General features: G+C 52.3%; 20 protein-coding genes and 2 pseudogenes. 11 read left to right on the plus strand and 11 right to left on the minus strand.

Annotation, left to right across the window (positions count from 1 at the left end):
* Positions 1-10 precede the first annotated feature (10 nt).
* Positions 11-472: an outer membrane lipid asymmetry maintenance protein MlaD gene (mlaD, locus tag AC0L73_RS00610; RefSeq protein WP_227952041.1), complete on the plus strand. Its 462-nt coding sequence runs from the start codon at positions 11-13 to the stop codon at positions 470-472.
* Between the two features lie 36 nt (positions 473-508).
* Entirely contained in the window at positions 509-967 is a 459-nt protein-coding gene (locus tag AC0L73_RS00615) for a DUF2155 domain-containing protein (RefSeq protein WP_227952042.1), read from the plus strand.
* Here AC0L73_RS00615 and aat read toward each other — a convergent pair.
* The 4 genes from aat to aroQ are packed head-to-tail and all read right to left on the minus strand — an operon-like array spanning position 904 to position 3,840.
* Positions 904-1,557 carry a leucyl/phenylalanyl-tRNA--protein transferase gene (gene aat / locus AC0L73_RS00620; RefSeq protein ID WP_415776542.1) on the minus strand — a complete coding sequence of 218 codons (654 nt, stop codon included), beginning with the start codon at positions 1,555-1,557 and terminating at the stop codon, positions 904-906. The two genes, AC0L73_RS00615 and aat, sit on opposite strands and share 64 nt — an antisense overlap.
* Positions 1,558-1,566: 9 nt before the next feature.
* Positions 1,567-2,907, minus strand: a complete 1,341-nt coding sequence (gene accC / locus AC0L73_RS00625; protein ID WP_473654614.1) for an acetyl-CoA carboxylase biotin carboxylase subunit — start codon at positions 2,905-2,907, stop codon at positions 1,567-1,569.
* A 15-nt stretch (positions 2,908-2,922) separates the two neighbouring features.
* Positions 2,923-3,381 carry an acetyl-CoA carboxylase biotin carboxyl carrier protein gene (gene accB, locus AC0L73_RS00630; RefSeq protein ID WP_227952045.1) on the minus strand — a complete coding sequence of 153 codons (459 nt, stop codon included), beginning with the start codon at positions 3,379-3,381 and terminating at the stop codon, positions 2,923-2,925.
* 21 nt (positions 3,382-3,402) lie between these two features.
* Entirely contained in the window at positions 3,403-3,840 is a 438-nt protein-coding gene (gene aroQ / locus AC0L73_RS00635) for a type II 3-dehydroquinate dehydratase (protein ID WP_473654615.1), read from the minus strand.
* Between the two features lie 188 nt (positions 3,841-4,028).
* Here aroQ and AC0L73_RS00640 point away from each other — a divergent pair, with 188 nt between their 5' ends.
* Both AC0L73_RS00640 and AC0L73_RS00645 read left to right on the plus strand, forming a co-directional pair.
* A complete protein-coding gene (locus AC0L73_RS00640) occupies positions 4,029-4,826 on the plus strand; it encodes a hypothetical protein (RefSeq protein WP_473654616.1) in 798 nt (265 codons plus the stop codon).
* Between the two features lie 119 nt (positions 4,827-4,945).
* The gene (locus tag AC0L73_RS00645) at positions 4,946-5,722 is read left to right on the plus strand and encodes a DUF3750 domain-containing protein (protein ID WP_473654617.1); all 777 of its coding nucleotides are present in this window, start codon (positions 4,946-4,948) and stop codon (positions 5,720-5,722) included.
* Here AC0L73_RS00645 and AC0L73_RS00650 read toward each other — a convergent pair.
* The gene (locus AC0L73_RS00650; RefSeq protein ID WP_473654618.1) at positions 5,714-6,166 is read right to left on the minus strand and encodes a MarR family winged helix-turn-helix transcriptional regulator; all 453 of its coding nucleotides are present in this window, start codon (positions 6,164-6,166) and stop codon (positions 5,714-5,716) included. The genes AC0L73_RS00645 and AC0L73_RS00650 overlap by 9 nt on opposite strands.
* Positions 6,167-6,254: 88 nt before the next feature.
* Between AC0L73_RS00650 and hppD the strand changes: the two are divergent.
* A pseudogene (gene hppD / locus AC0L73_RS00655) lies at positions 6,255-7,314 on the plus strand (4-hydroxyphenylpyruvate dioxygenase).
* A 10-nt stretch (positions 7,315-7,324) separates the two neighbouring features.
* On the opposite strand, the gene AC0L73_RS00660 reads toward hppD, so the two are convergent.
* Positions 7,325-8,110 (minus strand): DsbA family protein, encoded by a 786-nt coding sequence (locus tag AC0L73_RS00660; RefSeq protein ID WP_473654619.1) that lies wholly within the window; start codon positions 8,108-8,110, stop codon positions 7,325-7,327.
* A gap of 233 nt (positions 8,111-8,343) precedes the next feature.
* Between AC0L73_RS00660 and mscL the strand changes: the two genes are divergently transcribed.
* Positions 8,344-8,763 (plus strand): large-conductance mechanosensitive channel protein MscL, encoded by a 420-nt coding sequence (gene mscL, locus AC0L73_RS00665; protein ID WP_227952054.1) that lies wholly within the window; start codon positions 8,344-8,346, stop codon positions 8,761-8,763.
* Between the two features lie 19 nt (positions 8,764-8,782).
* Here mscL and AC0L73_RS00670 read toward each other — a convergent pair whose 3' ends face one another.
* Positions 8,783-10,132 (minus strand): M48 family metalloprotease, encoded by a 1,350-nt coding sequence (locus AC0L73_RS00670; protein WP_473654620.1) that lies wholly within the window; start codon positions 10,130-10,132, stop codon positions 8,783-8,785.
* Between AC0L73_RS00670 and AC0L73_RS00675 the strand changes: the two genes are divergently transcribed.
* Positions 10,101-11,636, plus strand: a complete 1,536-nt coding sequence (locus AC0L73_RS00675) for a gamma-glutamyltransferase (RefSeq protein ID WP_473654621.1) — start codon at positions 10,101-10,103, stop codon at positions 11,634-11,636. The two genes, AC0L73_RS00670 and AC0L73_RS00675, sit on opposite strands and share 32 nt — an antisense overlap.
* 17 nt (positions 11,637-11,653) lie before the next feature.
* Positions 11,654-12,814, plus strand: coding sequence for a pyridoxal phosphate-dependent aminotransferase (locus AC0L73_RS00680; RefSeq protein WP_473654622.1), 1,161 nt, complete (start codon positions 11,654-11,656; stop codon positions 12,812-12,814).
* Between the two features lie 34 nt (positions 12,815-12,848).
* On the opposite strand, the gene AC0L73_RS00685 is transcribed toward AC0L73_RS00680, so the two are convergent.
* Positions 12,849-15,461 (minus strand): Rne/Rng family ribonuclease, encoded by a 2,613-nt coding sequence (locus AC0L73_RS00685; RefSeq protein WP_227952058.1) that lies wholly within the window; start codon positions 15,459-15,461, stop codon positions 12,849-12,851.
* Between the two features lie 502 nt (positions 15,462-15,963).
* Between AC0L73_RS00685 and AC0L73_RS00690 the strand changes: the two genes are divergently transcribed.
* From AC0L73_RS00690 to prfB, 3 genes and pseudogenes are all read left to right on the plus strand, one after another.
* Entirely contained in the window at positions 15,964-17,160 is a 1,197-nt protein-coding gene (locus tag AC0L73_RS00690) for an N-acetylmuramoyl-L-alanine amidase (protein ID WP_227952059.1), read from the plus strand.
* A 111-nt stretch (positions 17,161-17,271) separates the two neighbouring features.
* Positions 17,272-19,710: a penicillin-binding protein 1A gene (locus tag AC0L73_RS00695; protein ID WP_473654623.1), complete on the plus strand. Its 2,439-nt coding sequence runs from the start codon at positions 17,272-17,274 to the stop codon at positions 19,708-19,710.
* Positions 19,711-19,762: 52 nt separating this feature from the next.
* Positions 19,763-20,879 (plus strand): annotated as a pseudogene (gene prfB / locus AC0L73_RS00700) (peptide chain release factor 2).
* On the opposite strand, the gene AC0L73_RS00705 reads toward prfB, so the two are convergent.
* Genes AC0L73_RS00705 through AC0L73_RS00715 form a run of 3 tightly spaced genes read right to left on the minus strand, consistent with a single transcriptional unit; the run spans position 20,880 to position 22,554 of the window.
* Positions 20,880-21,905 (minus strand): alpha/beta hydrolase, encoded by a 1,026-nt coding sequence (locus AC0L73_RS00705; protein WP_473654624.1) that lies wholly within the window; start codon positions 21,903-21,905, stop codon positions 20,880-20,882.
* A 41-nt stretch (positions 21,906-21,946) separates the two neighbouring features.
* The gene (gene grxD / locus AC0L73_RS00710) at positions 21,947-22,285 is read right to left on the minus strand and encodes a Grx4 family monothiol glutaredoxin (RefSeq protein ID WP_227952063.1); all 339 of its coding nucleotides are present in this window, start codon (positions 22,283-22,285) and stop codon (positions 21,947-21,949) included.
* Positions 22,286-22,311: 26 nt separating this feature from the next.
* Positions 22,312-22,554: a BolA/IbaG family iron-sulfur metabolism protein gene (locus tag AC0L73_RS00715; protein ID WP_227952064.1), complete on the minus strand. Its 243-nt coding sequence runs from the start codon at positions 22,552-22,554 to the stop codon at positions 22,312-22,314.
* Between the last annotated feature and the right edge of the window lie 12 nt (positions 22,555-22,566).

The raw sequence follows: 22,566 nt of genomic DNA on the forward strand, positions 1-22,566 counted from the left end.
GGAGGATTAGATGAGCAGTAATATTGTGGAAACCGTCATTGGCGCCGTCGTTCTGGCGTTTGCGACAATTTTCCTTGTCTTTGCCTACCGCACCGCGGATGTAAATACGGGAAGCGGAGGGATTAACCTCTCAGCATCCTTTGACAATGTTGACGGGCTTAGTGTTGGAAGCGATGTCCGAATGAGCGGGATCAAGGTTGGTGCCGTGACATCTCAAACGCTCGATCCAAAAAATTACCGCGCCATTTTGAAAATCAGTCTTGAAGAGAATATCGATCTGCCGGATGACAGCTCCGCCAAGATTACATCGAGCAGCCTGCTGGGGAGCAATTATCTACAACTAACTCCCGGTGGTTCGGAAGATATGCTGAAAGATGGCGGCACCATTTCCTATACGCAGGGCGCCGTAAATATTCAGGATTTGATCGCTCAGGCCATTTTCAGCAGTGGCAGCAGCGACAAGAAGAAATAATCGAATGCTGTCTTACCTTTCTTGCGTGAATTGACGATGGTGTTGCCCGTCTCGTTTCGCTGCCTCCGGCAGATTGTTCTTTTGTCGTTCTTTGGCTTTACTGCGATGGGCGCGTTGCCGCTGGTTGCGGTCGCGGCCGAGCCTCAGAAGGCCGATGGGAAAAACCCCGGAGGGGATATTGTTGTTCTCCGTGCACTCGACAAAGTAACGGCCCGCACGAAAGACCTCTTCGTGCCCATCGATGAAACAGCAATTTTCGGCAGTATTGCGGTCCGGCCACGCAAATGCCTCAAGCGTCCACCAGAAGAACCGCCGGAAACCTCCGCCTTTCTTGAAATTTCCGAAATACATGAAGAGGCAGACAATCTCCCGCTCTTCACTGGATGGATGTTTGCCTCAAGTCCGGCGATCAACGCGCTGGAGCATCCGGTTTATGATGTCTGGGTGATCGACTGCAAGATGTCAGAGCCCGTAACGCCCTCTTCCAAGGAATAGAAATTCCCTTCGCTTTGCAGGCCTTTTTTAAGACGGGAGAGATACTCCAGCCGACTAATCTCCTGCGCGCCGAAAGTCGCCAGATGTGGATTAATGAACTGCGCATCCAACAGCGTAAAGTCGCCGCGGATTAAACGAGCCACCAGATAAACAAGTGCAATTTTGCTGGCATCGGTCACCCGTGTAAACATGCTTTCGCCGCAAAAGACGCTTTCAAACGCAAGACCGTAGAGGCCGCCCGCGAGTTCATCGCCGTCCCAGCATTCCACGCTATGGGCATAGCCCATATCATGGAGTTCACAATACCGCTCAAGAATGATGTCGTTGATCCAGGTATCGCCGCCATCCCCCCGCGGTGTGGCGCATTCCTCCATCACTCGTCGAAAGGCTTTATCCACGGTAACCCGGAACGGCATTTGCCGGATTTTCTTCGCCAATCGTTTTGGCACATGAAAAGCATCCAGCGGAAAAATCCCGCGCCGTTCAGGCTCGACCCAGTAAAGATCGGGATCTTCCGCGCTATCCGCCATCGGAAAAACCCCGATGCGGTAGGCAGCCAGAATTGTCTCAGCAGTAAGTGACGTCATTATTTACGCGAATTAGCGCGCGGCAATGAATTTTTCCAACCAATGGATATCATAATGGCCGTCACGGAATTCTTGATTATGGATGATTTCCTGATGTAGCGGCAGGGTCGTCTTGATGCCGCTCACAACGAATTCCTCAAGTGCGCGGTTGAGCCGGAGAAGACATTCTTCGCGTGTCGCCGCATGGATGATCAACTTGGCGATCAGACTGTCGTAATAGGGCGGGATATTATAGCCCGTATAGAGCGCACTATCAACGCGGACACCCAATCCACCTGGCACATGAAACTCTGTCACAGGGCCCGGACTCGCGGCAAATGTATGCGGATCTTCCGCCGTGATGCGGCATTCGATTGCATGGCCGGAGAATTTAATATCCTCCTGTTTCAGATCGAGAGGATAACCTGCCGCCACATTAATCTGCGCCTGAACCAGATCGATCCCGGTAATCATTTCTGTTACCGGGTGCTCGACCTGAAGACGGGTATTCATCTCGATGAAATAGAATTCATCATTCTCGAACAAGAACTCAATTGTACCCACGCCTTCATAGCGCATATCGCGAATGGCGTCGGAAACAGTCTTGCCAATTCGGGAGCGAAGTTCATCGGTGATGGCGGGCGAAGGACTCTCTTCGAGTGCCTTCTGATGCCGCCGCTGGAGCGAGCAATCACGCTCCCCCAAATGCACCACATTCCCTTGGCCATCGGCCAGGATTTGCACCTCGATATGGCGCGGACCGCTCAGGTATTTTTCCATATAGACCGCGTCATTGCCAAAAGCGAGTTTGGACTCTGAGCGGGCGGAAGAAAAAGCCTCCGATAAGGCTTCCTTATTTACCGCTACCTTCATGCCACGTCCGCCGCCACCGGCAGACGCCTTGATGATTACGGGGTAGCCCATTTTGTCGGCCTCGGTTTCCGCATCGGCGAGGGTTTCGACTTCCCCTTCCGATCCAGGCACGCAGGGAACACCGAGCTTGCGCATGGTTTCCTTGGCCGTAATCTTGTCGCCCATCATGCGGATATGATCAGCAGAAGGGCCAATGAACTTGATCCCATGTGCCGTGACGATATCGACAAATTTTGCATTCTCGGACAAAAAGCCATACCCCGGATGAATGGCGTCCGCGTTGGTGACTTCCGCCGCCGCGATAATGGACGGAATATTCAAATAGCTCTCTGTGGAGCTAGGCGGGCCGATACAGACGCTCTCATCAGCGAGGCGGACATGCATGGCGTCCGCATCGGCGGAGGAATGCACCGCCACCGTCTTGATGCCCATCTCGCGGCAGGCGCGATGGATACGAAGGGCGATTTCGCCGCGGTTGGCAATCAGGATTTTTTCAAACATCAAATGTTCCGCCAGTTATTCTAAAATCACAAGCGGCTGGCCGAACTCACACGGCTCTTCATTCGCGACCAGAATCTCGACGACCTTGCCCGCTTTGGGGGAGGCAATCGGGTTCATGGTTTTCATCGCCTCAACGATAAGGAGGGTCTGTCCTTCCGTGACCATATCGCCGGGCCGCACAAAGGGTGCTGCTGTTGGTTCAGGGGAGAGATAAACCGTGCCGACCATCGGAGATTTTACAGCGCCGGGATGGCTTTCTGCATCCGATGCAACGGCCGCAGGCGCGACGGCGACAGGCGCCGCCATTGCGGCGGGAACGAAGGCCTGCGCGGCATCCACTCCGGCGGAGGTAGAGCCACGAGAAACCCGCAGGCGATGATCGCCATTTTCGATTTCAATCTCCCCAAGGCCGGTTTCGTTCATGATCTCGGCCAGGTCCCGGATCGCCTTTTTATCGATATTGAGTTTATTCATAATGTCCAAGTCTCGGTTACTTTAATCAATGATGTCGGCAAGCGCGTCGAGGGCCAGCACATAGCCTTTTGCCCCAAATCCGCAAATAACGCCAGCGGCAACGGGTGAAATATAGCTGTGATGGCGAAATTCTTCACGCGAAAAAACGTTTGAAAGGTGAACCTCTATGGTCGGCACACCGGTTGCCTTGATGGCATCTGCAAGTGCGACAGAGGTATGGGTATAGGCCGCGGCGTTCAGGATAATGCCGCCATGTTTCCCTGCGGCGCCCTGAATGGCATCCACCAGTTCTCCCTCTTTATTGCTCTGAAAGAAATCAATCTCCAGCCCCAGCGTTTCGCCATGGGCGCGGGTTCCAGCCTCGATATCCTTCAGCGTCACGGCACCATAAATCTCCGGCTCACGTGTGCCCAGAAGATTCAAATTCGGACCGTTGATAATAATGACTGACTTACTCATACATCTCCCCGCAACTAGGTTTGCGCATCGGCCACCGGCCAAACTGCCCCCTTATACAGAAGTCTCGCGCGAGTTTAAAGCAGTAGTGAGATTAAGTCGATGAAGGAGTGGGGGGAGGTTGCATAGAGGTGTTTCTTTTTCATGAAAAAGTTATTTCAATGCGGATACCGATAGATTAATGTTACCGTATGCGGATTAAATCATTATCTATTGTTCTTGTTTTGCTTGCGGGACTTACATCTCTTGCAGGTCCAGCGGCGGCTTATTGCCTTCCCTTGAATCCGAAGTTGCAGGCGCGTTCCGATAACAATCTGGAAGGATATAAAAAACGCGGAATCTCGACTGCAGACGAAGTCTCTATTAATGGGAAAAATGGCACCTTTAAATTGCCAATTGGTTACCTCCATCCACGTCCGGGGTATGGCGCGGCAAAATGTTTGATCAAAGGCGGCTGCGACCCGAAATGGACAATAGTTTATCGCTCTCTCTATTCCTTTGAATTCTGGATGCCAGACGGAGCGTTTCCGATTGATAGTTCTAATTCATTGGCGCTAAGGCGCTGTGAAAAAGCTCGGAATCAAAATGACTATTTGGTGCAAGTTAACGGATTTTGGACGCCAAAAAATTTCACTGATGATAATTGGGTTCTCTCTTCTATCCAACTAAAAAAGAAGTTTGTTACTGGCCAGCTTTCCCATACGCAGCCGGATAAGATTTATCCCGCGCGGCCAGATGGCTTAATAGAATATGTTAATTCACTGCCCGGTAAAGACATGGGAGAGAACACATATTTTCTGGATAATGGAGAAACAATTGCATATTTCGATTGCTCCTCTCGAACTCCGGCAAGTGCTTGCGTGGCTCGTATATGGATTCCTAAAACACAATTGATTTGGGAAATGTTTTTTCCCGTCGGACAATTGGAACATTGGCCGGAAATAATAACTATGGTTGAACGCAAATTAGGTGAATGGTCTCACGGTTAAACTAGGAAACCTTAATAATATAGAGTGTTGTTTCCTCATATTTTCGCGAACGTTTGATTTTGCGGAATAGGGCCTTACCCTTATAGTCTGGATTTGTGCAGTGCGGGATAAGGGGTGGTATGGCGGCGGTTCGGAAGATTTTTCTGGTTTTAGTATGCGCGATTGTGCTCTTCGGGTTGCCGCAGATGTTGTCGGTCGCGGCCGGCACCTCATCGGAGGCATCAAGCTGGTCCTCGGCGCGGCGGGATGCCACCGGGCTATCGCCCTCGCCGGAGACCCATAAAGAGGCCATCATTCAGGTCTTCGGCGCGCGCACCTGGGGCTGGCGCGGGAATTTCGCCATTCATACCTGGATTTCCATGAAGCGCAAAGACGCGGACAATTACGACCGCTATGAGGTGATTGGCTGGCGCGCGCGGAACGGCGGCAATGCGCTGGTGCATAGCCGTAGCGCGCCTGATAATCACTGGTTTGGGAATACGCCTGAAGTCCTCGCCGTTGTTGAAGGCCCCGAAGCGGAAAAACTCATCGACCGGATCAAGGCAAGCATCGAGAGCTATCCGCACAAATATGAATATCGCGTCTGGCCCGGCCCCAACTCGAACAGCTTTATCGCCCATATCGGGCGCGAGGTGCCAGAACTCGAACTTGACCTCCCACCCACAGCAATTGGCAAGGATTTCATCTCTGGCAGCCATCTGTTGGGGAGCGCCGTGAGCGGACGCGGTATGCAATTTTCTCTGCTCGGTCTAGGCGGGTTTACTTTAAGCCCGGTTGAGGGGGTAGAAGTTCACCTGCTCGGGCTTACCCTTGGCCTGGATATAGATGATTTTGCTTTAAAAATCCCGGGTTTTGGCCGACTGGAACCCTTCAGCGAGCAGAATGAATTACCCTAACGCATCGGCCTTTGCATCCAAGCGGTTCAGAAAATTATCGAGTTGCTCTATCTCTTCCGGGCTGAATTCGGCAAGGAGTTGGTTTTCATATTCTTGTGCGAGCGGAATAATTTCCGCCAGTGTTGTTTGGCCCGCAGCAGTCAGGTAAAGCGCCGCAGAACGGCGATCCCCTTCAAGAATACGCTTTTTAAGGCGGTCCGACTTTAAAAGCCGTTCAACCGCCCGGCTTATGCTCACCTTATCGAGGGAGGCAAGCGGCGCAATCTCCCGCGCGGTCAGGCCGGGATTGGACCCCAACAGAGCCACAATACGCCATTCTGCGATAGTCAGATCGAACATCTTTGAGTATTTCGCGGCGAGGCTGCGGCTGATCATCCCCGACAGCTTGGTCAGACGATAGGGTAGAAACCGGGGAAGATAGAGACTTCGTTGCATTTCATTCATCGAAACAGCCTTGACTTTATGTATTACCCGATCCATTTTACGGATTAAAGTTTCAAATGAAACTACTTTTTTACCGGAGGGATTAAAAATGGCTGATTTATGGGACAATCCGATGGAAACCTACGGCTTCGAGTTTGTCGAATATGCCGCGCCGGACCCAGAGGCTTTGGGCAATCTTTTTATCTCCATGGGCTTTCGCCCTGTGGCAAAACATCGCTCCAAGGATGTAACACTTTATCGGCAGGGCGACGTGAACTTTATTGTAAATGCTGAGCCCGATAGCTTCGCGCAGTCCTTCGCACGCATCCATGGCCCATGTGCCTGCGCGATGGCATTCCGGGTAAAAGATGCCGCAAAGGCAATCAAAAAAGCGGAGGAACTCGGCGCTTGGGTCGTGCCGTCAGATGCGGGTCCTATGGAACTCAATATCCCAGCCATTAAAGGGATTGGGGATTCGCTTATTTATCTCGTGGATCGGTATGGCGATAAAGGCTCAATCTATGATGTTGATTTTTTGCCTATCGAGGGAGAGGAGCGTCATCCTGTGGGGACAGGCCTCACCTATATCGACCATCTTACCCATAATGTGCATCGTGGACGGATGGGTGAGTGGTCGGAATTTTATGAACGGCTCTTTAATTTCAAGGAAATTCGTTATTTTGATATCGAAGGCAAACTCACCGGCCTTAAAAGCAAAGCGATGACGAGCCCCTGTGGCAAGATCCGCATCCCCATCAATGAGAGTTCCGATGACAAATCGCAGATCCAAGAATATCTTAACGCCTATCATGGCGAAGGGATCCAGCATATCGCACTTGGTACCGATGATATCTATGCAACGGTCAAATCCATGCGGGAGACGGGAGCGCAGTTCCAGAGCACGCCCGATACATATTTCGAGCAAATCGAAGAGCGCGTAAAGGATCATGGGGAGGATGTCGCAACGTTAAAGGAACTGCAAATCCTCGTCGATGGGGCGCCGACCGAAGGGCAGGGGCTGCTTCTGCAAATATTCACCCAGAATGTCATCGGCCCGATTTTCTTCGAGATTATCCAGCGAAAAGGCAATGAAGGTTTCGGGGAGGGGAACTTCCAAGCACTTTTCGAGATCAATAGAACTCGATCAAATCAGGCGCGGCGTCATTTAGCGCGATAAGATCAGGAATCATTTTGGGCGGCGAGAGCAGCCGTTTCCCGCGCCGCCGAAATAAGGGCTTGCATTTGCTCCGTGGAGACAACGCCGGGAATAAATTCATCGCCGATGATAAAGGCCGGCGTGCCGCTGATCCCTAACTGCTTGGCGAGAGCATAGTTTTTCTCCACAACCTCGCGTACAGAGTCTTGTTTCATGTCAGCCTCAAGCTTTTCCACATCAAGGCCCAAATCGCCGGCGATACTACGGATACGCTCAATCGTCACGCCACCTCGACTTTCCATCAACGCTGTATGAAATTCGAGATACTTATCCTGCTCTAACGACGCAATGGCCGCATGGGAGGCAAGGAAAGAATCCGCACCAAGGATCGGAAACTCCTTCAAAACCAGCCGAACATTGCCATCTTCCTCGACAGTTTTCATCAACGCCGGGTATGCCTGCTTGCAGTACCCGCAGCGATAATCAAAAAATTCTACAATCGTTACATCACCATCGGGATTCCCGGCGACAAAGCTATGCCCATCCTCTTGTAAATCCGTTGCGAGCGAAGCAATCAGGCCCTGACGTTCCATTGTGGCCGCCATCTCTTCTTGTTTGCTGAGTTCAGCAATTACTTCACGCAGAACCTGCGGGTTGGAGAGGAGATAGGCACGAACCCGGTTTCCAAATTCATCTTCCGACACTTCAGGTTTTGCCTGCACATAATGATAGGTGCCGAATGCAATCAACCCGACGAGGGCACAAAGTGAAAAAATGCTGAGGCTGCTGAGCTTCGATTTGGCGGACATGGTATTGCTTTCATTGGGTTGTTTCTCGCTGAGTATGCGCAGGCGCCTGATAAAATCAAATAAACTTTACTGTGATCATAGTTGCGGAAATAAGATGCAGGACAATCCCAATGCAGATAAACACGATTGTGGATTTTCCAAACTATATTATAATCAAAAAACGGGAGAACTGCGCAATAACCCGTAAGATTGTAGAAGTATGCGCTTATACTTTTGAGAGTTGGGGGTAGTTAATGCTTAAAGAATTTAAAGAATTCGCCATGCGCGGTAATGTTGTCGACATGGCAGTCGGTATCATTATTGGTGCTGCATTTGGAACAATTGTAAAATCACTCGTTGCCGACGTCATCATGCCGCCAATTGGCATGCTTTTGGGAGGGGTCGATTTTACAGATTTCTTCATCACCCTCTCCGGCGGGACATATGAAACTCTTGCCGCGGCAAAAGAGGCCGGTGCTGTCACCCTGAATTACGGTGCTTTCATCAACACGGTGTTCAGTTTCATCATCGTCGCGTTCGCGGTATTCCTCCTGATCAAGCAGATCAACCGCTTGACCCCGAAAGAAGAAGAGGCCCCAGCCGAACCCGCCGCGCCGCCACGTGAAGAGGTTCTACTCGAAGAAATTCGTGATTTGCTGAAAAGCCAGAAATAACCATTCCGGGCGTCACGGGTTACTGCTTCCGTGACGCCTGGTTTGCATAGGTGATGATATCGTCCAGCCGAAGGTAGGACGGACTGCCAAGCTTAAAGAAATCCTGTGCCCGCTTGGCATAAAATATAGCCTTTTGGTTATTCCCCTCGAGCAATGAACGTTCCGCGCTCGCCAGAGACAACATTCCTGTATCACCGGTTCTGCTATAGGCAGTGGCCAGTTGGTCCCAGGTATTCCCATTATTTGGATCGAGTGAGAGACTGTCGTTTAGAACGATAATGGCCCTCTCTGAATCCCGTACATCTCCCGTCGCGTTCAGGACAGTCCCATACATTGTCAGGATCAAGGGCTCGTTCGGCGCGAGAGTAATTGCTGTCTCAAGAGAGGGAAGAGCCCCCAGAATATCTGCATTTTCATAGAGTGCCTGACCCTTTAACTCATGAAAATAAGGATCAGCAGGATATTCTGCGATCAGACTATCAATCTCCTTCATTGCCTTTGGCAAATCTGGATATTTGAAGAAACCAATGGCCCGCGCATAGCGGGCTTCAACGCTGTTATCATTCACCGGGTATTTCTTCAATGTCTTGGCAAGCGGACGCGTATAGCCATAGAGCTTTGCCTGCATCTTTTTTAGGGCAATGATGTCGATATCACTCGCCGGAATGTTCTTATATGGTGATCCGTCAACGCGCTGGGCGAGCGCGGATACGCGCTCACTGCTGACTGGATGGCTCCGGTAGTAGGAGGAAATGGTCGTTTGGGGCTGATATTGATCCTTGCCGATGATTTCCAGAAACTCCACCATGCCGCGGCCCGATTGACCCGTCCGGTTGAGATAGGTGATGGCCGCCTGATCTGCGGAGCTTTCCTGCGTCCGGCTATAACTAAGGAAGGATTTGGTTGCCGCATCCTGAGAGCCAAGCACCACTGCTGCGCCAGCCTCGCCACCACCCGCTACCATGGCAGCAACGCCAAGGATCATACCGACAATGCTCTTTACGTTCGCATTGGCAAGCGCATCACGCGTGCGCGCCAGATGACCACCCGCAATATGGCCCGTTTCATGGGCAATTACGCCTTTAAGCTGGCCTGGAGTTTCAACCCGCTCCAACAGACCGCGATATATGAACAACCGCTGTCCGCCCGCGACAAAAGCATTGAGATCATCGCTGTTGATGATATAAATTTCCACATCATCGCCATTCAGCCCTGCCGCCTTGAACAGAGGCCTTGCGTAAGCGCGAAGGGTATGTTCAATTTCTGCGTCACGAATAAAGGAAGGGGCCGTCTGTTTGGCAGCAGCGCTCCCCAAAGACAGTAACAGGACCAAGAATATGGATACCGGCGTTAATATACGTTTGATCAAGAACAAATTCCTTTTATCACTCCCTAAAACTAGGAACTGGGGAGACGTCCGTCAATGGAAGGTTCGCCTATTATCACTCGCCTGTCTTGCTCCTCTCACCCTCAGCGCCTGCGGCGGCCCGAGTGTCCCGCTTGGCGAAATTGGTAATGTTGAGGGAAATCTTGGTGGCGCGGCCTCCGATGAACCACGCGCGACCCTTGTTGCGGAGGATATCCTTTCCTCTGGCGGCACCGCGGCGGATGCGGCAACTGCGCTTTATTTCACCCTTGCTGTGACCTATCCAATTGCTGCATCCCTTGGTGGTGGCGGGGAATGTATTGTCTATAACACCAAAACGAACAAACTTGAAAATCTGCAGTTTTTCAACCGCGCGCCCGCCGAAGGCGGATCCATCGCCATTCCCGGCAACATCCGTGGCATGGCGGCATTGCAGGCGCGCTACGGAAACCTTGAATGGTCTCAGCTTCTGGCTCCCGCAGAACAGATTGCCAATTTCGGCCAACCTCTTTCGCGTGCGCAGCATATGGCGATGGTCCTGAATAAGGATCAACTCCTCCTCGACTATAATATCCAGAGTATTTTCATGGATAAAGATGGAGAGTTTGTGGCGGAGGGCACTAAAATTCGACAAATCCGCCTCGCCAGCCTGATATCGGCCCTGCGTAGTGAAGGCGGGGCCTCCTTCTACAGCGGCAACTGGGCTCGGACATTTAGCGCGGATGCGCTTGAGGCTGGCGGCAAAATTACCCCGTCTGACATGCTGAACTTCAAACCGGTCTGGCAGGAGGCGCAAAGCTTCCGCGTCGGGAATAACATGGCCGGCGTTTCTGCCAGCCCGTCTGGCGACATATATCGCAAGCTTTGGAAGTTGCTTTTTGACGGCAAAGGCATTCTTGGGATCGATGTTAAAATTCCCCAGGTCGAGATTGCCAAGGCCACGGCGGCTGTCTTCTCAGAAATTTCTGCCATTTCTCCCTTTATCAACCATGGCACCACCTCATTTGTCACAACGGATAACCGTGGCGGGGCAGTAGCATGTGTTGTTGGCCTCGGGCGCCCATTTGGAGGGGGTCAGATGGGCGACATAACCGGTATAGTCATGGCCGGGAACCAACCGCCAGAAAACAGGGAGTTTACGGCCTCTCCAATTCTAATTGCAAACATTCCGAACAAGGATTTTTACTATGCCGGGGCGGCAACGGGTGGAGCTGCGGCAACGGTTGCCTCCGTTTCTACAGCACTGAATATCTTTGCCCAGGGCGGCAATCTCGAACCTGCAATAGACGAAGCGCGCCTTTTCACTATGGGAAACCAGCTTCCGCTCCTGTATGAAACCTCTATGGCGCCGGAAAATATTAACAGCCTAAAGGCCGAATTCCCTGTCATGGTGGAGGTTGACCGGCTGGCTGCGGTCAACGCCATCTACTGTCGGGATGGGAAAGTCCCGAATTGCATCTCCCGACATGATCCGCGTGGCTACGGCCTGTCCCTTATCGAGAACTGATATCCAAAGGAAGAAACATGTCCAGCAAGACGGGCCGGGAAATCAGCCCTTTTATCGCTATGGAAGTTTTGAAAGCAGCAAACCTGCGAGAGCAAAACGGCGGCGAGGTCTTTCATATGGAAGTGGGGCAACCAGGAACGCCCGCGCCATCTAAAGTATTGGCCGCGGCTAAGGACGCCCTTGATAACAAACAGATCGGCTATACGGATGCTCTCGGCATAGCGCCATTGCGCGAAGCTATTGCGCGGCACTACAAGGATTTCTATGGCGTGAATATCCCGAAGGAACGGGTTGTCGTCACCACTGGGTCCTCAGGTGGATTTCTATTGTCTTTTCTCTCAGCATTTGAGAAGGGGGACGGCATCGTCCTCGCGGAGCCGGGTTATCCCGCCTATCGCAATATCCTGACGTCTCTGGATCTCGTGCCGGTCGGCTTGCCCTGTCACTCGGAAACAAATTTTCAGCCAACGCCAGAATTGATTGACACAGTGTCGGAGCCGATTGCCGGATTGTTGGTTGCCAGTCCATCAAATCCCACGGGCACCATGATCAAGCGGGATGAATTGGCCGCGCTTGTTGAGTATTGCGCGAGCCGAGATCTGCAATTTATCTCTGACGAGATATATCACGGCATCACCTATGATACGCCCGCCACGACAGCACTGGAATTGACGGACGAAGCAATCATCATCAACTCCTTCTCAAAGTATTTTTCCATGACCGGCTGGCGTTTGGGCTGGATGATCGTGCCCGAACGAATGATCAGTACAATAGAAAAGCTGGCACAGAATATCTTCATCTCACCGCCCGCGCTCAGTCAGTATGCGGCCGTTGCCGCGTTCGACTGTATTGACGAGATGGAGGAGAATGTCCGGGGCTATGCCCGTAATCGTGAAATTCTGCTGCGGGAGTTACCTAAACTCGGGCTCACGCGGCTGGCTGCCGCCGATGGTGCGTTCTATGTCTATGCAGACGTGCGTGATTACACCAATGATTCCGTGGCGTTCTGTCAAAAAATGCTCGACGAGACGGGAGTTGCGGCAACCCCGGGCCTTGATTTCGACCCGCATCGCGGCAACGGCTATGTCCGCTTTTCCTTCGCCGGGCCAACCGCCACAATTGAGAAGGCGATAGAGAGCCTTAAAAACTGGTCCGGCATAAAAAAAGGGAGCCATTAAGCTCCCTTTTTCTTAGTCTATATTTTAATAAAACCTAGCCGCGCCGCCACCAACCGCTGCGCTTGGGCTTCTTTTCCACCACAGCTTCTTCCGATGCCTGCTCATTCACCAAAGTAACCGATACCGGCTTTTCGGCAACTTCCGGTTCATGGGTTTCGGTTGGGGCAGGGGCTACGGGTTCAGACGGGGCTTCCATAGCGACGGCTGCCTCAGTTGGCTCAGCCACAGCTGTTGTTGGTTCTTCATCTTTTTTGGCGGTCCGGCGTCGGCGTACAGGTGCTTTCTTCGGTTTATCCGCCTGTTCAGAAGTCTCTTCAGAAGACGTTTCCGCAGTCTCGCTTGATGCACTTGCGACTGCTTCGATATCAGCCTTTGGCTTACGACGAGAGCGACGTGGTTTCTTCTGCGTCTCTTCAGATACTTCCGCCGTGTCTGACTGTGTCGCCATTTCAGCTACATCGGTCGAGTCCGCTGTGGTCTCGTCCGTTACAGTGATTGGAATGACAACCGCTTCGGCGCCTTCTGAGTTTGAACTATCTTCGCCCGCACTGTTATCCTGCGTTTGCTGATCATCTGAGGAAGCGTTGCGCGAGCGCCGACGGCCACCACGTTTACCGCGGCGACGGCGTTTAGGCTCACCACTCTCGCTTTCGTCTTCACCGCCCGTAGGCTGGCTCTCACTTGACTGCTCTTCGGTATTCGCTTCCTGCGGAGCATTCTCATCGCGCGGCTTCCTCCGACGACGGCGACGACGGCGTTTTGGCGCCGCGCCATCCTCATCCCCATTTGACTCGACTGCGGATTGCTCGGTTTCTTCTTCCTCAATGTTGCCTGTGTACGCAGTTGTCACTTCGCGGGTGACAGGCGTCAGATCGCCCGGTTTTCCTTTTTCCCGGTCAATCTTATAGTCATTCATATTGGATGTCGGGTCGGCGACAATCAGAATTGTCATGCCATAGAGATTTTCAAGTTCCTGAATGACGGCGCGCTTCTGGTTAAGCAGGAAGATCGCTACATCCGTATGAACAGCAACGGTAATTTTCGCGCTTCTCTCGCGGACACCTTCTTCTTCGAGAGTACGGATAATCAGAAGTGCCGTCGACTCGATGGAACGGACAAAACCAGAACCACCGCAGGTGTGGCACATGGTCGTACTGGTTTCCAGGAAGCTCGGACGGAGTCGCTGACGTGACATTTCCATCAGACCAAAGGGACTGATCCGTCCCACCTGAATTCGTGCACGATCAGATTTAAGGCAATCCTTCATCCGTCGTTCCACCGCACGGTTATTGCGGTTGTCATCCATGTCGATGAAGTCAATGACGATCAGACCGGCAAGGTCGCGCAGGCGTAATTGCCGAGCGATTTCTTCTGCAGCTTCCAGATTGGTTTTCGTTGCCGTATCCTCGACATTGCGCTCCCGCGTGGCCTTGCCGGAGTTGACGTCAATGGAAACAAGCGCTTCCGTCGGATTTATAACAATATAACCGCCGGATTTAAGCTGTACTTCCGGATGATACATGGAGGCAAACTGCTGTTCCACCTGGAACCGATGAAAGAGAGGAATCTTGTCCTTGTATGGTTGGACCTTCTTTGCATGGCTCGGCATCAGCTTGCGCATGAAGTCCTTCGCCACCTTATAGCCCTCGTCACCCTCAACCAGAACTTCGCTGACCTCCTTGTCGTACAGGTCACGGATACTCCGCTTGATCAGGTTCGCTTCTTCATAGACGCAGTAAGGCGCAATGGATTTAAGCGTCAACTCCCGGATATCATCCCAGAGGCGCATCAGGAATTCGTAATCGCGCTTGATTTCGACCTTGGTCCGGCTAAGCCCCGCTGTACGGATAATGACGCCAATACCTTCGGGCACTTCGAGTTCGTTCGCGATTTTTTTGAGTCGCTTACGATCGGCAGGGTTGCTGATCTTGCGGCTGATTCCGCCACCACGACCCGTATTCGGCATCAGCACACTGTATCGACCGGGCAGGGAGATATAAGTCGTAAGCGCCGCCCCCTTGTTGCCGCGCTCTTCCTTGACCACCTGCACCAGCAGGATCTGCCGACGCTTGATCACTTCCTGAATTTTATAATTGCGGCGCGGTTTTATAGCACGCCGATCATCGACATCATCCTCACCGCCGAGATTCTCGACAACATCATCGTCATCGTTATCGACAATTTCCAGATCACCGCCCGTGTCATCGGCATCGTCGACAACACCTTCTTCATCATCCGGGGCGGAGGCTTCCACCATCGCTTCGGTGTCGTCTCCATCATCTTTGGAGTCGATTGCTGTTGTTTCATCCGCAGCGGACCCGTCAATCTCTGCATCTTCCAGGTCGCTTGCTTCCCGTTCAGCCGCAGCTTCCTGTTCAATCAGGACCTCGCGGTCAGAAATCGGCACCTGGTAATAATCGGGATGGATTTCATTGAAGGGGAGGAAGCCGTGGCGATTGCCGCCATATTCGACAAAGGCTGCCTGAAGAGAGGGCTCTACTCTTGTTACTTTTGCAAGATAGATATTGCCTTTGAGTTGTTTTCTTGACGCCGTCTCGTAATCAAATTCTTCGAGACGGGTACCTCTAACTATTACGACGCGTGTCTCCTCTTCATGAGACGCGTCGATCAGCATGCGCGTAGCCATACTTAAGCTCCGTGACTGGACACCCTCTCTATGAGAAAAAGAGCATCAGCCTATTTTTATGGAAATCGTCGGCGCCGCGTTCTTTAAAAAACGTTTTCCAAACCTGCCAACTGGTCCGGCTTGGGTCTTTGGCTGCCATAACCTGCGCTCGACATTGAGATCAGGAACGATTTCTGTTTCACCTATTTTCTCTGCATTGTCTTAAGCGCTGTCATCAGACGCTCCGGGGATTGAAAATTTTCAATGCCTGCAAAAGCTGTCGATAACGGCGCCGCCCTAACTCATATATATGAGTATGGGACTGACCACAGGAACTCACATCACTATAGTACCTTCAATATGATGGACTTACCAAGTGAATAATGATGGGGGGATTAAAATTATTATACTATATAAGGTGGCATGCATTGAAAAGAGGGTACGAAGTCGCTAATTTAAGCCGTTCGGCGAATGCATAGTCGTCAAAATTGTAGCGTAAAATATATATGATCCGGATATGGATATGGTCAATCGCTTTTTCCGATATGTTTTTCTGGCCAGCCTGATGGTTGCCGGGGGGTGTTTGTCGATGCTCGCTAACGCAGCGCCCGCCATCGATGTATCCTCTGCTCGGCTTGGACAGCATACGGACAAGACGCGCTTCGTTCTGGAAATGAGCGCCGCCCCAAAATATGATGTTTTCCTGCTCGCCGACCCTTATCGGATTGTCATCGACTTACCGGAACTTAACTGGCAAGCGGACGAAAACGCCGGCCGTAAAAAAGGGCTGGTTGAGAACTATCGTTTCGGTTTGTTCAAGAAAGATACCTCCCGCGTTGTGCTGGATGTCGGCGGACCGGTAAAAATCCTGCGCACAGTGACCCTGCCGCCATCATCGGGCAAGCCCTATCGCTTCTTTATTGATATTCAGAAAACCGATGAGGCCAGCTTCCAAAAAGAATTGGCCGCGCGCCGTAATCAGCAGAAGAGGACCCAGGTCGCGATTGTCGCACCGGAGCCGCCCGTTAAAAGCCGGAAATATACGATCGTCGTTGATGCAGGCCATGGCGGCATCGACCCTGGTGCCATCGGCAAGAGCGGTGTCTACGAGAAGAAAATTACTCTTGGTGTCGCCAAACGAATAAATACCATCCTGTCGAAGAACAAAAAGTACAATGTCATCATGACCCGAAATGATGACACCTTCCTCAGCCTGCGGGAGCGGGTCTCTGTCGGACGACACGCCGGGGCCGATCTTTTTGTCTCTATCCATGCCGATTCGATCAGCCGCCCTGATTTTCGTGGATCAACGGTGTATACTCTCTCCGAAAATGCCTCTGATGACGAAGCGGCGGAACTGGCCAAGAGCGAAAACAAATCAGACCTGATTGCTGGTGTGGATATGAGCGTCCAGGACGATACGGTACAGGGCATCCTGATTGATCTCGCACAACGCGAGACCATGAATTTTTCCGTCAAATTCGCCGAAATGATTATCCCGGAAATATCCAAATCCGGCATGAAAACACGCGGCCGCTCTCACCGCTTCGCAGGATTTCGCGTGCTGAAGGCTCCTGACGTTCCCTCTGTCCTTGTGGAACTTGGCTATTTATCGAACCGCGAGGACGAGAAAATTCTAAAATCAGCTACGGGGCAACAACGGCTGGCGCAGGCAATTGTCAATGCAATAGACCGATATTTCAAAACCGTTGATCCATAACATTAGAGTTGGCAGGGGCTGGTTTTTCGAAAATTCGTATTTTCTACCTGAAAAAAGTCTAATCTGCTCTATATTCACAATTTGATTATGTAATTTGAGATTTGTTAGCTTATGAAGCGCTTTGCGAAATTTCTTTTTCTCTGTTTTGCCCTGGTGATTTTCTTCGGAGTTATTGCCGTTGGAGCAGTTGGCTATGGCCTTTATCATTTTGGCAAGGGGCTGCCGGAATATGATCAGCTTACCGAGTATGAACCACCGGTGATGACGCGGGTCCACGCGGCGGACGGTAGCCTGATTGCAGAGTACGCCACGCAGCGACGTCTTTTTGTGCCGATTGAAACTATCCCCGAGTTTGTCAAACAGGCCTTTATTGCGGCGGAAGATCAGAATTATTACGACCATCCGGGCCTAGATTATAAGGGAATTGCCCGCGCGGCTTTCACCAACCTCAAGAATTTGGGGCAGGGTCGGCGACCTGTTGGTGCCTCCACCATTACACAGCAGGTGGCGAAAAATATGCTGCTGACGAACGAGGTATCCTACGAACGCAAAGCCAAGGAAGCCATTCTCGCGCTTCGGATCGACCGCGCACTTACAAAAGATCAAGTGCTGGAATTATATCTGAATGAAATTTACCTCGGTCATCGCGCCTATGGCGTGGCGGCGGCAGCGCTGTATTATTTCGACAAACCACTCGATCGCCTGACAATTGCCGAGGCAGCTTATCTCGCGGCGCTGCCCAAGGCACCCAATAACTATAATCCCTTCCGCTACCCCGAACGCGCGGTCCAACGTCGAAACTATGTCATCGGTCGGCTGCTTGAGGATGAGTATATTACCCAAGAAGAGGCCGATGAAGCCCTTGCTATGCCACTTCTCGCACGCAAGGGCGGTGATGCCGAGGTGATCCAGGCTGAATGGTTCGTCGAACAGGTGCGACGCGAGCTCTACGATGTTTATGGGGAGAAGGCGCTCTATGATGGTGGTTTGTCCGTCCGTACTACCATGTTGACATCAATGCAGCAGGTTGGCGAGCGTATCCTGCGCGAGGGTCTGCGCGCCTATGATCGTCGACATGGATGGCGTGGGCCGCTTTCCACGATTGAAGTCGGCGAGGACTGGACCGTGAAAATGATCAAGTTCCCCCGTCCGAAAGGCCTTGGGGACTGGCATATGACGGTCGTGCTGGAACTGGACGACGAGGCGGCAACCATTGGCTTTCCTGACACATCAAAAGGCCGCATCCTGCTTGAAGATATGACTTGGGCGCGGCAATATATCGAGGTGGATAAAAAAGGCCCGGGAATTAAAAAGCCGTCCGATGTCCTGAAAGTCGGCGATGTCATCGCGGTCTCCCCCAAGGAGGGAGCAAAGGCAACGGAAAAGCTTTTCAGCCTGGAACAGATCCCGAAGGTCTCTGGCGGTCTTGTCGCGATGGATCCGCACACGGGCCGTGTCTATGCCATTGTTGGCGGCTGGAGCCCGGATTCTTCCGAATTTAACCGCGCCGTTCAGGCATATCGTCAACCTGGATCTGCCTTCAAGCCCTTCGTCTATGCCGCCGCGCTCGACAACGGCTTTACACCCGCTGACAAGGTAATGGATGGCCCGTTCGTGCTCACACAGCCGAATGGGGATCGCTGGAAGCCTTCGAACTATACGAACCGCTTTTACGGGCCAAGCACGCTCCGCCTCGGGGTGGAAAAATCACGAAACCTGATGACGGTACGGCTTGCCCGTGCCATCGGGATGGAGCCGATTGTCGATTATGCGCATCGCTTCGGTATTACCGATAACCTGATGCCAACGCTTTCCATGGCCCTCGGTGCAGGGGAGACAACGCTTCTTAAGCTGACAACGGCCTATGCGGAACTGGTGAACGGCGGCAAGAGAATTACACCAACCTTGATCGATCGTATTCAGGACCGTCGCGGCAAGACCATCTATCGCCATGACGAACGCCCGTGCGAAAGCTGCAATGTTGAAGCCTGGGACAATCAAGATGAACCCGAGCTTCCAGATAACAGGGAACAAATATTGCCGGCGACGACTGCCTATCAGGTTGTCTCCATGCTTGAAGGCGTCGTCACCCGGGGAACAGGGATACGGATCAAGGCAATCGGAAAGCCACTGGGCGGCAAAACCGGCACGACCAATGAAAGTCAGGATACCTGGTTTATGGGTTTCTCACCCGATCTTGCTGTTGGTGTCTATGTCGGCTTCGATACACCGGAGAGCCTTGGCAAGAAGGAAACAGGTTCCTCCGTTGCTGTGCCAATCTTTCGCGATTTCATGGCCGAAGTCCTAAAAGACAAGCCCGCAACACCCTTCCGCGTGCCAGAGGGCATCCGCCTTGTCCGGATCAATGGACAGACCGGGGAGCCCGCGAAGCGGGGCGACAAGAATGTCATTCTGGAAGCGTTTAAAACCACGACGAGCACCCTGACCAGCAACGGCGTCCTCGATGGGTCCGAAACCGGAAATTCCCCCGTTATTAGCGGGACGATCCCGGAAAAGGCTGTTCGCTCCGGCACAGGCGGGCTTTACTGATCAGAAATTTCGGATTACCTTCCGCCAGAATTTTACGTTGTTGGAGTGAAGAATGCGTGCAGAACACCAGTCGCTAGTCGATGAAATCAAGCAGGGCATGGACCTGCTGAGGAGGTATCTTTGACTGGGAAAATGCAACCCGCCGACTGGATGAGTTGAACGCGCTCGTCGAAGATCCCGATCTTTGGAACGACGCCACCAAGGCACAGGCCCTGATGCGCGAAAGAACCTCTCTTGAAGGGGCGCTCAACGCTTATAACCGCGTCAGTCAGGAACTGGACGATAACTGCGAACTCATCGCCCTCGCCGAGGAAGAAGAGGACGAAGAGACCGTTCTGGAAGCAGAAGAGGGGCTTAAATCCCTGCTGACCGAAGTCAACCGGCGGCGTCTGGAAAGTATGCTGTCGGGCGAAGTAGATGCCAATGATTGCTATGTGGAAGTTCATTCTGGCGCCGGCGGCACCGAATCGCAGGATTGGACACAGATGGTCCTCCGGATGTATATGCGTTGGGCCGATCAGCATGGCTACAAGGTCAAAATACTGGAAGAAAGTGCCGGGGAAGAAGCGGGCATTAAATCTGTCACGATTGAGATTTCGGGCGAGAATGCCTATGGCTGGCTCAAGACAGAGAGTGGCGTTCATCGGCTGGTTCGGATATCGCCTTTTGATTCCAATGCACGTCGCCATACAAGCTTCTGCTCCGTCGGGGTTTATCCCGTGATCGATGACAATATTGACGTTGAGATCGATGAAAAAGACCTCCGCATTGATACCTACCGCGCCTCTGGTGCCGGTGGACAGCATGTGAACCGGACAGAATCCGCAATCCGCATCACCCATATCCCCACGAATGTTGTCGTACAGTGCCAGAACGACCGATCCCAGCATAAAAACCGCGCAGAGGCGATGAAAATGCTAAAATCCCGCCTCTATGAGTTGGAACTGCAAAAACGTGAAGCAGCCGCGCAGGAAACGCGGGACGGCCAGACGGATATTGGCTGGGGGCACCAGATTCGCTCCTACGTGCTGCATCCCTACCAGATGGTAAAGGACCTGCGTACCGGAGTGGAGAAGGGCAATGCCTAGGGTGTATTAGATGGCGATCTTGATGATTATCTCGCGGCAGCACTCGCCCAGAAGGTCGGCGGGGAAGAAGACGCCGCCTGATCAGTCTTGGTTAAAGACGTGACGAAGTGCGTCCGCTGCTTGGTGGACGGCTTTGTCGGCCTGCGGCAATAGCGCCGTCATCGACATAAACCCATGCACCATACTCGGAAAACGTACCGTGCCGACAGCAACTCCAGCCCCTTGCAACGCCTTACCATAGCTTTCCGCTTCATCACGGAGTGGATCAAATCCTGCGGTAATGATAAGCGCCGGAGGAAGGCCGGTGAGGTCTGAATTTAAAATAGGAGATGCACGGAAATCACCGCGTTCTGACGCATTATTCAGATACATGTCGCGATAATCACGGATGCGGTCGTAGGTTAGGAAATACCCTTCCTCGAACAGTTGATAGCTTGTCGCAGAGAGATGCGCATCCAATGTTGGGTAAAGCAACATCTGGAATACCGGCTGAGCATCACCTTTGGATTTCGCTTGCTGCGCCACTGCGGCCGCAAGACATCCACCCGAACTATCGCCGCCAACGGCAACATTTGAAGGATCGAGGCCAAGGCTCGCACCTTGTTCAACGGCCCAGTTAAAGGCATTTATGGCATCATCGATAGCAGCAGGAAATTTATGTTCCGGAGCAAGACGATACTCAACGGAAAGAACCGCAAAGCCGCCATATTTTGCGAGACGAGCACATAGACCATCATGGCTATTCAGCGAACCGCGAATATAGCCGCCGCCATGATAATAAACCAGAACAGGAAGGGAAGGGTTATTGTCGGGCTTATAGAGCCGAGCCGGGAGTGCGCCGAAATCCGTCGGGATTTCAATATTTTGCACGGACTTTAGCTTTGGCCGTTTTCCCGCCAGAGCACCCGCCAACCGCTCCATATTGGCGCGGGTCGTCTCAACCGGAGTTTCCCGGACTGGCGTCGCCGTCTTCCGATCTATATCGCAAAGAAGACGTGCCTTGCTATTAAGCGTCTGGCCATCAATGACGACCGGCTTCAAACCATAACAGAGGCTGAAAAAAGAATCAGGGAGAAGCGCGATAAGGGCAAGAAGCAATCGTTCCATCTTATCGGCTCTATATCTTGCGGATCACGAAGCGGCAGTGATTATGCCGATGCGCGGGCGACCTGTTTCTGTTCAAAAATTTCCTGTAATTCGCCGGTTTCGAACATTTCACGCATGATGTCACACCCACCAACAAATTCGCCTTTGACGTAAAGCTGCGGGATCGTTGGCCACTGGCTGAATTCCTTGATGCCTTCGCGCACACCCGGATCACTCAACACATCGACACCTTTGAATTTCACATCCAGATGCGACAGGATTTGTACGGCCGTCGCCGAGAATCCGCACTGCGGAAAAATGGCGGAGCCCTTCATAAAAAGCACTACGTCGTTGCCAGAAACTTCCTGGGAAATTCGATCTTTTGTTACTTGATCAAGCATTTATCGATCCTTTTTAATGTTAGTTCTTACGATTGTCCGTCTGGCACGGAGGTCTGAAGGGCGAGGGCATGGAGAGCCTCTCCCATATTCCCTTGCAGCGCCTCATAAACCATTTGATGCTGACGAACACGCGGCAGCCCGGCAAAGCTGGCGGAGGTTACCATGGCGGCGTAGTGATCACCGTCTCCGCGCAAATCAGTGATCTGCACTACAGCATCGGGGATGCCTTCCTTGATAAGCCGTTCAATTTCACTCGCATCCATTGCCATGGATCAAAACTC

This window comes from Sneathiella sp. D3-11 (assembly GCF_055809395.1).

What these genes read in the sequence shown, in the direction of transcription:
- mlaD (WP_227952041.1), top strand. Translation starts at nt 11, where the DNA reads ATGAGCAGTAATATTGTGGAAACCGTCATTGGCGCCGTCGTTCTGGCG.
- grxD (WP_227952063.1), bottom strand. Translation starts at nt 22,285, where the DNA reads ATGCTTGATCAAGTAACAAAAGATCGAATTTCCCAGGAAGTTTCTGGC.
- AC0L73_RS00645 (WP_473654617.1), top strand. Translation starts at nt 4,946, where the DNA reads ATGGCGGCGGTTCGGAAGATTTTTCTGGTTTTAGTATGCGCGATTGTG.
- AC0L73_RS00705 (WP_473654624.1), bottom strand. Translation starts at nt 21,905, where the DNA reads ATGGAACGATTGCTTCTTGCCCTTATCGCGCTTCTCCCTGATTCTTTT.
- AC0L73_RS00680 (WP_473654622.1), top strand. Translation starts at nt 11,654, where the DNA reads ATGTCCAGCAAGACGGGCCGGGAAATCAGCCCTTTTATCGCTATGGAA.
- AC0L73_RS00715 (WP_227952064.1), bottom strand. Translation starts at nt 22,554, where the DNA reads ATGGCAATGGATGCGAGTGAAATTGAACGGCTTATCAAGGAAGGCATC.
- AC0L73_RS00640 (WP_473654616.1), top strand. Translation starts at nt 4,029, where the DNA reads ATGCGGATTAAATCATTATCTATTGTTCTTGTTTTGCTTGCGGGACTT.
- AC0L73_RS00685 (WP_227952058.1), bottom strand. Translation starts at nt 15,461, where the DNA reads ATGGCTACGCGCATGCTGATCGACGCGTCTCATGAAGAGGAGACACGC.
- aroQ (WP_473654615.1), bottom strand. Translation starts at nt 3,840, where the DNA reads ATGAGTAAGTCAGTCATTATTATCAACGGTCCGAATTTGAATCTTCTG.
- AC0L73_RS00660 (WP_473654619.1), bottom strand. Translation starts at nt 8,110, where the DNA reads ATGTCCGCCAAATCGAAGCTCAGCAGCCTCAGCATTTTTTCACTTTGT.
- AC0L73_RS00690 (WP_227952059.1), top strand. Translation starts at nt 15,964, where the DNA reads ATGGTCAATCGCTTTTTCCGATATGTTTTTCTGGCCAGCCTGATGGTT.
- AC0L73_RS00615 (WP_227952042.1), top strand. Translation starts at nt 509, where the DNA reads ATGGTGTTGCCCGTCTCGTTTCGCTGCCTCCGGCAGATTGTTCTTTTG.
- AC0L73_RS00695 (WP_473654623.1), top strand. Translation starts at nt 17,272, where the DNA reads ATGAAGCGCTTTGCGAAATTTCTTTTTCTCTGTTTTGCCCTGGTGATT.
- mscL (WP_227952054.1), top strand. Translation starts at nt 8,344, where the DNA reads ATGCTTAAAGAATTTAAAGAATTCGCCATGCGCGGTAATGTTGTCGAC.
- AC0L73_RS00650 (WP_473654618.1), bottom strand. Translation starts at nt 6,166, where the DNA reads ATGAATGAAATGCAACGAAGTCTCTATCTTCCCCGGTTTCTACCCTAT.
- accB (WP_227952045.1), bottom strand. Translation starts at nt 3,381, where the DNA reads ATGAATAAACTCAATATCGATAAAAAGGCGATCCGGGACCTGGCCGAG.
- AC0L73_RS00675 (WP_473654621.1), top strand. Translation starts at nt 10,101, where the DNA reads ATGGATACCGGCGTTAATATACGTTTGATCAAGAACAAATTCCTTTTA.
- accC (WP_473654614.1), bottom strand. Translation starts at nt 2,907, where the DNA reads ATGTTTGAAAAAATCCTGATTGCCAACCGCGGCGAAATCGCCCTTCGT.